General features: G+C 62.3%; 18 protein-coding genes. 6 read left to right on the forward strand and 12 right to left on the reverse strand.

From position 1 onward, the window contains the following. Positions 1-122: 122 nt before the first annotated feature. Positions 123-548 carry a hypothetical protein gene (locus AACY13_RS20325; protein ID WP_339463401.1) on the reverse strand — a complete coding sequence of 142 codons (426 nt, stop codon included), beginning with the start codon at positions 546-548 and terminating at the stop codon, positions 123-125. 405 nt (positions 549-953) lie between these two features. Between AACY13_RS20325 and hda the strand changes: the two genes are divergently transcribed. Beyond that, positions 954-1,658 (forward strand): DnaA regulatory inactivator Hda, encoded by a 705-nt coding sequence (gene hda / locus AACY13_RS20330; protein WP_339463403.1) that lies wholly within the window; start codon positions 954-956, stop codon positions 1,656-1,658. Between the two features lie 60 nt (positions 1,659-1,718). Here the strand turns inward: hda and AACY13_RS20335 are convergent, their stop codons facing one another. The 5 genes from AACY13_RS20335 to arsC are packed head-to-tail and all read right to left on the reverse strand — an operon-like array spanning position 1,719 to position 3,780. Continuing rightward, positions 1,719-2,177 (reverse strand): alpha/beta fold hydrolase, encoded by a 459-nt coding sequence (locus tag AACY13_RS20335; protein WP_339463404.1) that lies wholly within the window; start codon positions 2,175-2,177, stop codon positions 1,719-1,721. Continuing rightward, positions 2,174-2,422, reverse strand: a complete 249-nt coding sequence (locus AACY13_RS20340; RefSeq protein WP_339463405.1) for an alpha/beta fold hydrolase — start codon at positions 2,420-2,422, stop codon at positions 2,174-2,176. The genes AACY13_RS20335 and AACY13_RS20340 overlap by 4 nt, the downstream gene beginning before the upstream one ends. Then, positions 2,422-2,832, reverse strand: a complete 411-nt coding sequence (locus AACY13_RS20345) for a DUF2069 domain-containing protein (protein ID WP_339463406.1) — start codon at positions 2,830-2,832, stop codon at positions 2,422-2,424. Before AACY13_RS20345 ends, AACY13_RS20340 begins: the two co-directional genes overlap by 1 nt. Continuing rightward, positions 2,825-3,430 (reverse strand): NAD(P)H:quinone oxidoreductase, encoded by a 606-nt coding sequence (wrbA, locus tag AACY13_RS20350; RefSeq protein ID WP_339463407.1) that lies wholly within the window; start codon positions 3,428-3,430, stop codon positions 2,825-2,827. Before wrbA ends, AACY13_RS20345 begins: the two co-directional genes overlap by 8 nt. Continuing rightward, complete coding sequence (gene arsC / locus AACY13_RS20355; RefSeq protein WP_339463408.1) at positions 3,427-3,780, reverse strand: arsenate reductase (glutaredoxin); 354 nt, start codon at positions 3,778-3,780, stop codon at positions 3,427-3,429. The genes wrbA and arsC overlap by 4 nt, the downstream gene beginning before the upstream one ends. A gap of 105 nt (positions 3,781-3,885) precedes the next feature. On the opposite strand from arsC, the gene AACY13_RS20360 reads away from it, so the two are divergent. Beyond that, positions 3,886-5,115 carry a virulence factor BrkB family protein gene (locus tag AACY13_RS20360; protein WP_339463409.1) on the forward strand — a complete coding sequence of 410 codons (1,230 nt, stop codon included), beginning with the start codon at positions 3,886-3,888 and terminating at the stop codon, positions 5,113-5,115. 168 nt (positions 5,116-5,283) lie between these two features. Continuing rightward, the gene (locus AACY13_RS20365; RefSeq protein ID WP_339463410.1) at positions 5,284-5,487 is read left to right on the forward strand and encodes a hypothetical protein; all 204 of its coding nucleotides are present in this window, start codon (positions 5,284-5,286) and stop codon (positions 5,485-5,487) included. 51 nt (positions 5,488-5,538) lie between these two features. Here AACY13_RS20365 and AACY13_RS20370 read toward each other — a convergent pair whose 3' ends face one another. Further along, positions 5,539-5,931 carry a hypothetical protein gene (locus AACY13_RS20370; RefSeq protein ID WP_339463411.1) on the reverse strand — a complete coding sequence of 131 codons (393 nt, stop codon included), beginning with the start codon at positions 5,929-5,931 and terminating at the stop codon, positions 5,539-5,541. A gap of 127 nt (positions 5,932-6,058) precedes the next feature. Next, the gene (locus AACY13_RS20375; RefSeq protein ID WP_339463412.1) at positions 6,059-7,468 is read right to left on the reverse strand and encodes a PilZ domain-containing protein; all 1,410 of its coding nucleotides are present in this window, start codon (positions 7,466-7,468) and stop codon (positions 6,059-6,061) included. A 35-nt stretch (positions 7,469-7,503) separates the two neighbouring features. Here AACY13_RS20375 and AACY13_RS20380 point away from each other — a divergent pair, with 35 nt between their 5' ends. Then, positions 7,504-7,977, forward strand: coding sequence for a TlpA disulfide reductase family protein (locus tag AACY13_RS20380; protein ID WP_445262603.1), 474 nt, complete (start codon positions 7,504-7,506; stop codon positions 7,975-7,977). 3 nt (positions 7,978-7,980) lie between these two features. Next, positions 7,981-8,256 carry an acylphosphatase gene (locus AACY13_RS20385; protein WP_339463413.1) on the forward strand — a complete coding sequence of 92 codons (276 nt, stop codon included), beginning with the start codon at positions 7,981-7,983 and terminating at the stop codon, positions 8,254-8,256. Positions 8,257-8,258: 2 nt separating this feature from the next. Here the strand turns inward: AACY13_RS20385 and AACY13_RS20390 are convergent, their stop codons facing one another. The 3 genes from AACY13_RS20390 to AACY13_RS20400 are packed head-to-tail and all read right to left on the reverse strand — an operon-like array spanning position 8,259 to position 11,534. Next, positions 8,259-8,831: a lytic transglycosylase domain-containing protein gene (locus AACY13_RS20390; RefSeq protein ID WP_339463414.1), complete on the reverse strand. Its 573-nt coding sequence runs from the start codon at positions 8,829-8,831 to the stop codon at positions 8,259-8,261. A gap of 7 nt (positions 8,832-8,838) precedes the next feature. Beyond that, positions 8,839-9,792, reverse strand: a complete 954-nt coding sequence (locus tag AACY13_RS20395; protein ID WP_339463415.1) for a hypothetical protein — start codon at positions 9,790-9,792, stop codon at positions 8,839-8,841. A gap of 26 nt (positions 9,793-9,818) precedes the next feature. Continuing rightward, the gene (locus AACY13_RS20400) at positions 9,819-11,534 is read right to left on the reverse strand and encodes a proline--tRNA ligase (protein ID WP_339463416.1); all 1,716 of its coding nucleotides are present in this window, start codon (positions 11,532-11,534) and stop codon (positions 9,819-9,821) included. 239 nt (positions 11,535-11,773) lie between these two features. On the opposite strand from AACY13_RS20400, the gene AACY13_RS20405 reads away from it, so the two are divergent. Next, a complete protein-coding gene (locus AACY13_RS20405) occupies positions 11,774-12,181 on the forward strand; it encodes a PaaI family thioesterase (RefSeq protein ID WP_339463616.1) in 408 nt (135 codons plus the stop codon). Positions 12,182-12,259: 78 nt separating this feature from the next. Here AACY13_RS20405 and AACY13_RS20410 read toward each other — a convergent pair whose 3' ends face one another. After that, positions 12,260-13,543, reverse strand: coding sequence for an OprD family porin (locus tag AACY13_RS20410; RefSeq protein ID WP_339463417.1), 1,284 nt, complete (start codon positions 13,541-13,543; stop codon positions 12,260-12,262). Between the last annotated feature and the right edge of the window lie 36 nt (positions 13,544-13,579).

Consider the following 13,579-nt stretch of genomic DNA (forward strand, 5'->3'; position numbering starts at 1 on the left):
CTACAGAATGGCCAGGGCGGTAAAGCCCACAACAGGCCGGATATACGAATGCAACCGCGCTGACGACAGGTGCAAAAGAAAAGCTTTGCCCACTACTTGTGGGGAGAGTCCATATACACTTGTTAGGCTTTCTCGGAGTCTTCGTCGTTACACGGATAAACTGAGAGACCGAGCGTTATATTAGATTTTCCTAGTGCTTGCAGTAAAGCAGGTGGAAAGCTGTAACTTTGAGAAAATGAGCTTGTTATTTCTGCACCAAAGTCTATGACTGCACCTTCTAAACCTCGACTTGATGATAAGCTCTCCAGCCACGAGTGGTGTATAGATAGAAAATTAACGGCATTTTCTATCTGGGTTTGGGTTTCTGAAAAATCTGCGCTGCTAACGAGAAAGTTTACGCCAGAGCTATTGTGCAATTTCAGCATTGTCTGACTTTCAGGAAAACGCCGCTCGCCAAGGATCCAGATTTTGTCCGCAACAATAGGGACACTCTTAATTGCTTCTTTGGGGTTGAACTCCCTGCCCCAGAATCGAAGTATGCAGCTCATGTGATTTGCCTAACTAATAATTAGGCGACATTGCTGTCGCATAAAACACCTTAAGGTGTCTGATAACCTTCCCTGTCACACGCTAAGCTTTTGAATTGCCTGCAAACACGAACGGTAAACGCGACACGGGGAGGGCGCAAAGCGACATAAGGCAAGACCGGGTGCTGGATCGCAGCACCGTTGCCGCTAGAAGCTACTGATCGGGCCAGCGGCTGTCTAGTTTGGGCGGCGAAAAGTGTCGGGCATAGCTCCAGCGTTGGCCGGCAAGGCTCGAGGCCGGGCGGCAGGGAGCGCGCGTCCAGTAAGGACTCGCGTTATCCATCAATGACTTAGCGCTAAGAAGGCTATAAACTTTGTGAACTTTACGGAGAGCCCCCAGCGGTTCCGATGGACCGCCCAGCCTGTATGACACCCATCCAACTGCCATTAGGTGTGCGTCTACGCGATGACGCCACCTTCGCCAACTACTACCCCGGAGCCAACGCTGCGGCGCTTGGTTATGTCGAGCGTCTGTGCGAAGCGGATGCGGGGTGGACGGAAAGTCTGATCTATCTCTGGGGCGGCGCGGGTGTGGGCTGCAGTCACCTGTTGCAGGCGGCCTGCCTGCGTTTCGAGCAGCGTGGCGAGCCGGCGGTTTATCTGCCGCTGGCCGAGGTTGTCGAGTACGGTCCGGCGCTGCTGGATAACCTGGAGCAGTGCGAGCTGGTCTGTCTGGACAATCTGGATGCGGTGGCCGGGCGTGCGGACTGGGAGGAGGCGCTGTTTCATCTGTTCAACCGCCTGCGTGACAGTGGTCGGCGGCTGCTGCTGGCGGCCAATGCCTCGCCGCGGGAGCTGCCGGTGCGCCTGGCCGACCTGCAATCGCGCCTGACCCTGGCGCTGGTGTTTCAATTGCAGTCGTTGTCCGACGAGGACAAGCTGCGTGCCCTGCAGTTACGCGCTTCGCGCCGCGGCCTGCACCTGAGCGATGAAGTCGGGCGCTTTATCCTGACCCGCGGCGAGCGCAGCATGAGTGCGCTGTTCGAGTTGCTCGAGCGCCTGGATCAGGCTTCGCTGCAGGCCCAGCGCAAGCTGACCATTCCCTTTTTGAAAGAAACCCTGGGCTGGTAACTGGGTTCATCCTGATCATCGGGATGTACTCAGGATCACGTGCCCTGAGGCGTTGTGCCGTCAGTGCGTTGTATCCACTTCTGGCGTGTGCCGTTGCTGCTCCAGGCTGAACATAAAGGCGCTTATCGCTCGGGCGCATGCTGCCGGCTGGCTCTGCAGGAGAAAGTGCGGGCCATCCAGTTCCACCTCCTGCAGGTCCCTGCAGTGCTTGTGCAGGGCTAGGGCGCTGCGGCTGACCAGGCGATCCTGGCGTGGCAACAGGTGCAGGGTCGGCAGTTCCAGCGGCCGGGTCGGTTCCTGTAGCTCGCTCAGGCTGCGCAGGCGCGCGCGCAGCAGGTCATGCGGGAGCTGGCGGATTTCCGCGCGTAGCAGTTCGAGCAGCGCGGGGCTGGCTCCTGGGCCAACACACAACAAGTTCAACAGCGCGGCACTGTTCAGCAGGCTGCCGGGCAGCGGCAGGTAGCGTGCCCAGGGCAGCAGCGGGTGCGGGCAGCGCAGGAACGACGCCGCGAAGATCACGCCGCGCAGCCCCCGGGGATGGCGCAGGGCCAGGCGATAGGCCAGGGAGCCGGAAAGGACTCGCCGAGCAGGACGAAAGGGCTGTCGCCCAGTTGCCCTGCCAGCTCCGTCGCCAGGCTGTCGAAGTCCTGTGGACCCTGTTGCGGCAGCTCCAGGGTTGTCACCTGCCACTCAGAGAGAAAGGGCAGCAAGGGCGCGAACAGGCGATGGCTGCCGTTCAGGCCCGGCAGCAACAGCAGGCGCATCAGGCTTCGCCGGCCAACTTGCGGTCGTACTGGAAGCGCCAGCGGGTGAACATCAGGGCGGCGCAGAACAGGCTGAAGCTGAGCAGCGTCAGCAGCCAGCCATACAGTGCCTTGGAGGGGTCGAAGGCGGCCAGTACGCCCTGGATAAAGTACAGGTTGACCACAAAGCAGACCCAGGCGTGAGCGCGGGCGTTGCCCAGGAGTATCCCGGGAGCCAGCAACAGCAAGGGGGCCAGCTGAAAAGCCAGGATCACCCAGAGCAGCGTGCCGGGTATTTCGGCGAACTGCAGATTCCACACCACCAGCAGCAGGGTCAGGGCCAGGAAGCTGAGCAGGCTGGCGGTGCGGCTGATGGCCAGGCGCGGCTTGAGCCATTCCAGCGATGGCAGGGGCTTGGGGGTTTTAGCCACGGCGGCTCTCCAGTTTTTCTGCGGTGTGCGCCAGGCGTTGGCCCAGGGCGCGGCACAGGACTATTTCGTGCTCGTCCAGCGCGCGCTTGCCATCGGCCCCGGCGTGGTGGCTGGCCCCGTAAGGCGTGCCGCCGCCGCGGGTCTCCAGTAGCGCGGTTTCGCTATAGGGCAGGCCGGTAATCAGCATGCCGTGGTGCAGCAGTGGCAGCATCATCGACAGCAGGGTGGTTTCCTGGCCGCCATGCAGGCTGGCGGTGGAGGTGAACACGCCGGCCGGCTTGCCGACCAGGCCGCCGGTCAGCCAGAGGCTGCTGCTGCCGTCGAGAAAATACTTGAGCGGCGCGGCCATGTTGCCGAAGCGGGTCGGGCTGCCCAGGGCCAGACCGGCGCAGTTCTTCAGTTCGTCGAGGCTGGCGTACGGCGCGCCTTCTGCCGGAATCTGCGGCGCGACCGCTTCGCACTCGCTGGAGACGGCCGGGACCGTGCGCAGGCGCGCTTCCAGGCCGGCCATCTCCACGCCGCGGGCAATCTGTCGGGCCATTTCGGCGGTGGCACCGTGGCGGCTGTAATACAGCACCAGGATATAAGGGGCGCTCACGGTAGCAGCTCGAGGATTTTTTCCGGCGGCCGGCCGATCACGGCCTTGTCGCCGGCGACCAGAATCGGCCGTTCGATCAGTTTCGGGTGCTTGCTCATCGCCTCGATCAGCTGCGCATCGGTCAGCGCCGGATTGGCCAGGCCGAGCTGCTGGTAGGCTTCTTCGCCGCTACGCAGCAGCTGGCGCGGGGCGATGCCGAGCTGGCGCAGCAAGGCCTGCAGCTGGCCGACATCGGGTGGCGTGTCCAGGTAGCGCACTATGGTAGGCGTCAGGCCGCGTTCTTCGAGCAGCTGCAGGGCCGCCCGGGATTTAGAGCAGCGTGGATTATGGTAGAGCCTGAGGTCGGTCATATTCGGGTCGCTTGTTGCCGTGGATGGCGGCTATTCTAACCGCTAACGACAGCCGCGCCTGTGTCTGAAGTGGGTTGTCGCGGTGCAAATGGCTAAGGAGAGGGCATGCGTCAGCGCGTTAACAACCTGTTGGAGTTCTGGCGTTTTCTCCTGCAGCGCTTTCTGGCCGACCGCGGTGCCAACAATGCCGCGGCCTTGACCTACACCACGCTGTTCGCCGTGGTGCCGATGATGACCGTGACCTTCTCCATGCTTTCGGCCATTCCGGCCTTTCAGGATACCGGCGAGCAGATCCAGAGTTTTATCTTCCGCAACTTCGTGCCTTCGGCCGGGGAGACCCTGCAGCAATACCTGCGCGACTTCACCACCCAGGCCCGTCAGCTGACCTGGATCGGGGTGGTGATTCTGGCGGCGACGGCCTTCTGGATGCTGGTGACCATCGAAAAGGCCTTCAACACCATCTGGCGCGTACGCCAGCCGCGCCGCGGCGTGTCGAGCTTTCTGCTGTATTGGGCGATCCTCAGCATGGGGCCGATCCTGCTCGGTGGCGGCTTCGCCATCAGCACCTATATCGCTTCGCTCTCGCTGATTTCCGGGCCCGATGCGCTGCTGGGGGTGCAAACCCTGCTGAAGTTCATGCCTCTGCTGTTCAGTGTGGCGGCCTTCACCTTGCTCTATGCCACGGTACCCAATGCCCGGGTACCGATTCGCCATGCCTTGCAGGGCGGTCTGTTCGCCGCGGTCCTGTTCGAGGTGGCGAAGATGCTGTTTGGTCTCTATGTGCGGCTTTTTCCGGGCTATCAGCTGATCTACGGGGCGTTTGCCACCGTGCCGCTGTTTCTGCTGTGGATCTATCTGTCCTGGCTGATCGTGCTGTTCGGGGCCGAGGTGGTGTGTAACCTGGGGTTTTCGCACCAGTGGCGCAAACGCGCGGTGCCGCGCCTGCTGGTCGTACTGGGGGTCTTGCGGGTGTTCCATGAGCGTCAGCAGTCGGGCTTCAAGGTACGTCTGCGCGATGTGCAGCGTCAGGGCTGGATGCTGGCCGAGTACGAGTGGGAAGAGGTTCTGGAGTTTCTCGAGCAGCAGCAACTGATTGCCTCGACCGGAGCGGGTACCTGGGTGCTGAGCCGCGATCTCGGCCATTACACCCTGGCCCAGTTGCTCAGCCGCAGCCCTTGGCCGCTGCCGCGCCTGGCACAGTTGCCCGAGCAGCTCGACGAGCCCTGGTATCCGGCATTGCGCAGCGGGCTGGAAAAACTCCATGAGGAGCAACTGGCGCTGTTTGGCGAGAGCCTCGCGCAGTGGCTGCATCCCGATGTGGAGCCGGTCGAGTAGGTGACAAAAAACGTCAGTTTGCGGCGCGCTATCGGGGCTGTTGTGGCGCGCAGTGAGAGGGGGCGCGCTAAACGCGGGTAAGGGAGGCTGGCACGCTTCTGGCAATCACTCCGTGGATTGCAATCAGATTGCCAGCATGGCAGGGATTGACGGAGTGCGAAGGGCGTTATGACAGCCAGCAAAGGCAAGGTGATTCATCTGTATCTGCGCGACCCGCAAGAGGCGCTGGAGCGGCTTAACCGGATTACCGGCTTGCGTTTTTCGAGTTGGCCGCAGTCGCTGGTACCCCCGCGCGATAGCGCCGAGCAGGCGCAGGCCGAGGTCTGTTCTCCGGCGCAGGACGCAACCCAGGTCGTCGGGGTGTCAGGCTGAATGTAAAACCCCGCGTCGATGCGCGGGGTCTGGGGCAGAGCAGGGGTCGCTTCAGGCCGTGGCCTGGCGGGTGCTGGCTTGCGGCAACTCGACGGCCTGGACGAAGAGCTCCTCGACCGCCAGGCTTTGCGTGGTGACTGCCGAGCGCAGGCGTACCTGCATGTCTTCGATCTTCTGTTTCACCGGCAGGCGGGCGACGCCGGAGAGGAGGATCTTGTTGTGCTGACTGACCTTGCCATGATCGATCATCACCTCGCGGCGGTTGGTGCCATCGAGGTAGCTGATCAGCAGGGAAACCGGCAGGTTGGCCAGGCCGGGCAATTGCAGCCAGGCGGCGACGTTGAACTCGGCGACGCGGCCTTCGTAAGGCGTGACCTGCAAGCGGGCCAGGTTGACGATCTGTGAAGGTACCGGGCCAATCAGCTTGTCGTGGGCTTGGGTCATGGTTGCGTTTCCAGGCTAATAACAGATCGTATCAAGCACGAGTCCGAAGAATTATAAGCGTGGCTTTGCCGGTCAAACTGTGCGCTCGGCCGAGGTTGAGCGTGACCGCTCTCGCAGTTTCCGTTGTTTATGCCAACTGCAGCGGGTAACGGGTCACTGCACTGGTGCTCAGGTTGATCGTGGGCAGCGGCAGGGCGCGCTGGTTATTGGCGCTGGCCAACTGCAGCCAGACATTTTCCCCTTCGACGAATTGCCCGTTGGGCAGCCAGAGGCCGTGATGCCAGCCATTGCCGGGGGCCGGGGTGCTCTGCAGGATGCCAGGGTGGGTCTGTGCGCTCGGCGCGCGGCGTAGCCAGGCCGGTCGGGGCAGCCCCTTCAGATAGCGCAGGCCCAGATGCAGGCCCTGGCTATTGAGGTGACGCCAGCGCACCAGCGCCAGGGTCGGGGTATCGCTGGCGGTCAGCAGCAATACCAGTTGGCCGACGGCGAGCTGCGCCGCCTGCTCCTGGTCGCAGAGCAGGCGTGCGCCGCCGGGGCTGGTATCGAGCATCTGCACGGTCGCATGCTGCGGGCGTTGTTCCAGCAATTGCGCGTGAATGCCGACCAGGCCGACCACCAGTCGGCACTCGCTGGCCTGCTCGGCGCGCGGGTGACGCCGTTGCTGGCGGCCCAGCCAGTGCTGCTGCACACGTTCGAGCACGGCTCGTTCGTGCTGGCTTTGCAGTGGGGCCGGCTCATACAGGGCCACCAGCAGCGCGCCCAGCTCGAAGCGGCGCAGCGTGTCGTGGTCGCCGTCGATGACCTGTTCCGGGCCCAGGCAGGGGTAAGACTCGGTCAGGTCGATGGCGGGACCTTCGGCCCCGTCCTCGTCATCCCATGGCAGCAGGCGCGCCAGTCCTGCCAGGGGCGAAAGGGCGGCAAACAGAGTCAGGCATTCGCCTTCGGCCAGGTGAAACGGGTTGCTCAGGGCCAGCAACAGCATCTGCTGGTAGAGGCCGCGCAGGGTGCTCGCCGGGGCGGGCTGAAAGGCCGCCGCTATGGGTTCATCCAGGCAGTTCTGCTGTTCGCCAATCCAGTACAGCAGGTGGCTGTCGCGCCATAGTGCCGGGGGCGGCTCCTGGTACAGCTGGTAATGGCGCAGCTGGCATTGGCCGAGAAAGTGCTGCGCCATGTACAGGCACCAGGCCAGATGCGCCTGCGAGGGTTGGCGACCCTGGAGGATCTGCAGCAGCAGACGCTTGAAACCCATGGCCAGCTCGCTGCACAGGTGCACAAACAGCGTCGGCGGCGTGGTGTCGGCCTGGCAGGCCTTGGCATGGTGGCGGTATTCATCGCTGAAGCTTTGCAGTGCGCGCTGCCTTTCAAGTAAGGTCATGGCGCTGCGGTTGCAGCGCAGCAACAGGCTGAGTACCTGCTGCAATGCGACGGCCTGCCTCTCCGTGCGGGTCTGGGCCAGCAGTTCGTTGAGCTCGGCGAGCGAGACCGGACTTTCTTCGACGATGTCTGGCACTTCCAGACGCAAGGCATCTATTGTCATATCAACCTTGGGTAAGCGGGAGCGAATGCATGGATATGCGGTTCCAGACGGTCATTCGTGCTGTTGCAGGCATAGGCATGGCGCTGATTCTGGTGGCTTGCACCGAGGATGTGGGCGTCGATCAGCATGGACGAAAGGTAGCGGCTGAGCGCCTGGATGGCCAGTGGTTAGTGATTAATTACTGGGCCGAGTGGTGCGGGCCCTGCCGCAGCGAGATTCCCGAACTGAATGCCCTGGCGCGCCAGCACGAGGCGCAGGCGGTGACGGTGCTGGGGGTCAACTTCGATGGTCTGCAGGGCGAGGCGCTGAACCGTGCCGTGCAGGCGCTGGGGATCGAATTCACCGTGCTGGAACAGGACCCGGCCCCGCGTTATGAGTTGCCCCGCAACGAGGTGTTGCCGGTGACCTATATCGTCGATAGCCAGGGCCGTATGCGTGAGCGCCTGCTCGGCGAGCAGAGCGCGGCGGGGTTGAACGCCCGCCTGCTGGCCCTCAAGGCCGAGGAGTAGACGATGGCGCAGTTGTGTATGCATGCCTATGTCAGTGGTCGGGTACAGGGCGTGTACTTTCGCCAGGCCACTGCCGAACAGGCCGAGCGTCTGGATCTTGCCGGCTGGGTGCGCAACCTGGACGATGGCCGCGTCGAGGTCTTGTTCGAGGGCGAGGAGGAGGCTGTGCGCGAGTTGGCGGCCTGGCTGCGGCTGGGGCCGGAGCAGGCCGAGGTCGCCACCCTGGAACTCTACGAGCAGCCGCTGCAGGGCATTGCCGGCTTCCTGGTGCGCCGCTGAGGTCAGGGCTTGACGTACCAGAAGTCGTGCCAGAAACCGACTACTTTGCTGGAGTAGCTGAGCTTGCCCAGGCTGCCGTTATAGCGTGCCAGGGCGCGGTTCAAGTCGCCGTTTTCCTTGCGCAGATAAAAGCTGAGGATGGTGCAGCCATAGCGCAGGTTGGTGGCGTTGTCGGTGAGATTGTCCTGGGGCCGGCCCAGTTCGGCTTTCCAGAAGGGCATCACCTGCATCATGCCCTGGGCTCCGACCGAGGAAATGGCGAAGCGATTGAAATGGCTTTCGGCGTGAATCAGGGCAATCACCAGATCGGGGCGCAAGCCGGCCTTGCTCGCTTCCAGGTGCACCAGCCTGAGCAGATTCAGACGTTCCCGGTCGTCGGGGATAAAGCGCTTGAGCCGGGTGGACATATCCAGCAGCCAGACCTCGGCGTCGAAGCGGTCCTGAAAGCTGTCGGCCTGGGCCACGGTGCGCTGCAGCAGCTCACGCAGCTCGGGTTCGGCGGCCTGACGCATCTGGGCGTGCGCGCCGATGCACAGCAGCAGGCTCAGCAGCGCTATCAGCAGGCGGGTGGCCATGGGCGCTTCAGTCGTTACCTGGGGCGGCCACCAGGCGTCCGGCATCCTGGGTCAGGGCCTTGAGGAACAGCTGCTGCAGTTCGGGGTCGTTGCGCGTCAGCTCGATCAGGCTCTGCTCCAGCTCGCTGGCTTCCTCTTCCAGGCCCAGTTCGGACAGGCGCTTGACCCGGTGTACCCATTGCGCGACATCGTCGTCTTCCAGGTCGTCGTAAATCAGGTCGTGGGCTTCCTGCAGCTTGCCGCGCAGGGTGCGGCTGACCATCAGCGAGGCATCGGCGCGGGCGCTGCCCTGGTCGTCCTCCACGCTCAGCAGCAAGGTGCTGATGCGGGTGGCATCCTGTTCGGCAAAGGGACTGTCGAGCAGGTTGAGGCGCAGGATGCCGTTGCGGTCGGTCAGCATCTCGAACGTTTGTTCGCCGGCTTTGACCCGTACCGGGCGTTCGACCCAAGGCAGGCTGGAGTATTCCGTGCGCGCATCCTGGCGACGCTCTTCGAGGCTGGCGAGGTTCTGCTGGGAGCGGCCGTTGGACTCGACGTTCATGGCCGGATTGAGCCCGGCAAAGCCATAGCTGATCCAGTCTTTGGTGGCGGAGTCCGGCAGGCTGCCAAGCAGGACCACATTGAGCACATTGGCCCCGATGCCGCCGACTACCGCCAGTGCGCCGAGCGGTATCTCATACAGCTCGCGCCAGGGCTGGTAGGGGGTGTAGCGGTCATAGCGGCGGGTGACCTCGAAGGCGGTGACCTCGAAGGATTTCTGTTCATGCACGCGCACCCGGCGTTGCGGCAGCTCCAGCACACGAGGTTCGCCGACTTCGATCTGCAGGCTGTGCTCGAGCAGTTTGCGCTCGATGCGTTCCTCGTGTTCGCTGCGCTGGGGCAACTGGTTGGCGCAGCCGCTGAGCAGCAAGGCGGCGCATGATGCGCCGCCTATAAGGTTGAAGGTGCTTCGCTTGAACATGATGGCTCTTGCTGAAAGGGCTGAGATCAGTGACTGACGCGGGTCTGGATATAGTTGAGGATATCGGCCACGGGCACGGCCTGGGCTTCGGTGTCCTGGCGGCTCTTGTATTCCAGATTGCCTTCGGCCAGGCCGCGGTCGCTGACGACGATGCGGTGCGGAATGCCGATAAGCTCCATGTCGGCGAACTTGATCCCCGGGCTGGTCTTCTTGTCACGGTCATCGAGCAGCACTTCATAGCCGGCCGCGGTCAGCTCGGCATACAGCTTGTCGGTGGCTTCGCGCACGGCGTCGGTTTCATAGCGCAGCGGCACCAGGGCGATCTGGAAGGGGGCCAGGGCGTCGTTCCAGAGAATGCCGCGCTCGTCGTTGTTCTGCTCGATGGCGGCCGCCACCACACGGGAAACGCCGATACCGTAGCAGCCCATGGTGAGGATCACCGGCTTGCCGTTTTCGCCGAGCACCTGGCAGTTCAGCGCTTCGCTGTACTTGGTGCCCAGCTGGAAGATATGCCCGACTTCGATGCCGCGCTTGATCTCCAGGGTGCCTTTGCCGTCCGGGCTGGGGTCGCCGGCCAGGACATTGCGCAGGTCGGCAACTTCGGGCAGGGGCAGGTCGCGCTCCCAGTTGACGCCGAAGTAGTGCTTGTCCTCGATATTGGCACCGGAGGCGAAATCGCTCATCAGGGCCACCGAGCGGTCGACGATGCACGGGATCGGCAAGTTGACCGGGCCCAGGGAGCCGGGACCGGCACCTACGGCGGCGCGGATTTCGGCTTCGCTGGCCATCTGCAGCGGGCTGGCGACCTGCGCCAGGTTGGCCGCCTTGATTTCGTTCAGCTCGTGGTCGCCGCGTACGATCAGGGCAATCAGGGTACCTTCTTCAGCACCGTGCACCATCAGGGTCTTGATGGTCTTCTCGATGGCCAGGCCAAAGCCGGTTACCAGGGCGTCGATGGTCTTGGTGTTCGGGGTGTCGACCAGGCGCATGCTTTCAGTTGCCGCGCCACGGCCGCTTTCGCGCGGCACGGCTTCGGCCTTCTCGATATTGGCGGCGTAGTCGGAGCTGTCGCTGAAGGCGATATCGTCTTCGCCGGACTCGGCCAGCACGTGGAACTCATGGGAGCCGGTGCCGCCGATGGAGCCGGTATCGGCCTGCACGGGGCGGAAGTTCAGGCCCAGGCGGGTGAAGACGTTGCAGTAGGCCTGGTGCATGCGGTCATAGGTTTGCTGCAGCGACGCCTGGTCGACGTGGAAGGAGTAGGCGTCCTTCATGATGAACTCGCGGCCGCGCATCAGGCCGAAACGCGGGCGGATCTCGTCGCGGAACTTGGTCTGGATCTGATACAGGTTGATCGGCAGCTGCTTGTAGCTGTTCAGCTCATTGCGTGCCAGATCGGTGATCACTTCCTCGTGGGTCGGGCCGGCGCAGAAGTCGCGGCCGTGGCGATCCTTCATGCGCAGCAGCTCGGGGCCATACTGCTCCCAGCGCCCGGATTCCTGCCACAGTTCGGCCGGCTGGATGCCCGGCATCAGTACCTCGAGGGCACCGGCGGCATTCATTTCCTCGCGCACCACCTTCTCCACCTTGCGCAGCACGCGCAGGCCCATGGGCAGCCAGGTATAGAGGCCGGAAGCCAGTTTGCGGATCATCCCGGCGCGCAGCATCAGCTGATGGCTGACCACCACGGCGTCGGAGGGGGTTTCTTTCAGGGTCGAGAGCAGGAACTGGCTGGTACGCATATTTGGCTGTTCTGTCGGTTGCAAGAGGATTTCAATGGCCGGCATTGTACGGTGCCTGTACAGATGCGTACAGGATGCAGCTCGTAGGATGGCTGGCAGTTCAGTGCTGCGATTGATGGGGTGTTACCACATCCTATGGTCTATCAAACACTCGTTCGGCCTAAAATTGTAGGTGCGCAAGTTCGACGATAAGCCAGGCGGCTCAAATTGCCAGCAATAAGGAGGGAAATGTGTCGACTTTGACGGCGGAACAGGTTCAAGCGCTGATTCGGGCGGGTTTGCCCATGGCGGAAGATATCAGCCTGTGTATCGACCGGCTGGATGAAGCGGGTGTGCTGGCGCGAGTGCCCTTCCACAGTAAGCTGGTCCGTCCGGGCGGCACGCTGTCGGGGCCGACCATCATGGCCCTGGCCGATGCGGCCATGTATGCGGTGGTGCTGGGGCGGCTGGGCAGGGTGGAGATGGCGGTGACCTCGAACCTGAATATCAACTTCCTGGTCAAGCCGAAACCGGTGGACCTGCTGGCCGAGGCGCGAATTCTGCGGTTAAGCCGGCGTCAGGCGGTGTGTGAGGTGTCGTTGTATTCGGCGGGCAATGAAGAGGAACTGGTGGCCCATGTGACGGGGACCTACGCGTTGCCGCTGTAATCCCGGGGGCGCAATTTCAAGGCAAAAAAAGCCCGGCATTAGCCGGGCTTTTTTATGCAGCTAACCGAGTGACCTGGATTACAGGACGCTCAGCGGGTACTCGACGATCAGGCGGAGATCGTTCAGGTCCGCACTGTAGCCCTCGACGTCATTCATGACGCTGTTGGCGCGGTAAATGGAGCTGCGAACACGGAACGACAGGTCCTTGGCGGCACCTTCCTGGATCACATACTTGGTTTCGAAGTTGAACTCGTGTTCCTTGCCTTCCTCGGATACACCGGCGTCGATGTTGTCACCGTAGACATAGCGGGTCATGAAGCTCAGGCCCGGAACGCCATACTCGGCCATGTTCAGGTCATAGCGAGCCTGCCAGGAGCGCTCGTCTTCGCGGTCGAAGTCGGAGATCTGTACCGAGTTGGCCAGCCAGATGGTGCCGTTACCGTCGACGCCGTAGGCATAGGCAGTGTCGCCGCTGGAGCGCTGATGGGCCAGGGTGAAGGTGTGAGCGCCCAGGGAGTAGGCAGCTGCCAGGCTCCAGATCTTGTTATCGATTTCGTCAGGATTGTTACCGTCGTCTTTGGTTCTGTAGGCATTGAGGTCGAAGTTCAGTGCCTGATCTTCTGCCAGTGGCAGGTTGTAGTTCAGGTTGATGTACTGCTTCTTGAAGTGATCTTCGACATCGGAGGCGTGGATAGCGCCGCTGAAGTTGTCGGTGAAGCTATAGCTGGCACCAACGATATTGGCTTCGGTCAGCTCGAAGGTGTCGCGGTCGGTCGATTTCTGGCTGCTCAGAGCGGTGAAACGGCCGGCGCTCAGTTCGAGACCTTCGATTTCATTACTTACCAGATAGGTACCGGTGGCAACTTCTGGCAGGATGCGGCTGTCGTCGGTGGAGAACACCGGGCTGCCAACAAACTGATTACCGTGCTTCAGGACGGTGTCGGAGATACGGAACTTGATGGCACCGCCTACTTCGGTCTGGGTGTCATCGCCGCGCTCATCGCCGGTTTGGTCGAACTGGCCGGTACCGTAACGGCCGCGACCGCTGTCGATCTTGATGCTGCTCAGGGAGTGGGCGTCGAAGCCAACACCTACGGTGCCTTGGGTGAAGCCGGATTCGAACAGCAGGCGGATACCCAGACCAGCTTCTTCGATATAGCCTTTTTCTTTGGTGTTGTAGCCATCGGTGCTGCTATCTGCACCATTCTTGAAATCACGGTTCATGTACAGGGCGCGGTTGAAGATGTTGAAGCTGCTGTCTTCAATAAAGCCGTTGGATTCGGATTGGCTGGATGCCACTGCCATTTGGGAAGTACCCGCGGCTACTGCCAGGGCGATTACGCTCCACTTCATCACTTGCATCGTGATTGCTCCTTTGGTTTAGAAAAGTTGCGCCAG

The sequence above is a fragment of the Pseudomonas sp. EA_105y_Pfl2_R69 genome (assembly GCF_963970915.1).
Lineage (GTDB): Bacteria > Pseudomonadota > Gammaproteobacteria > Pseudomonadales > Pseudomonadaceae > Aquipseudomonas.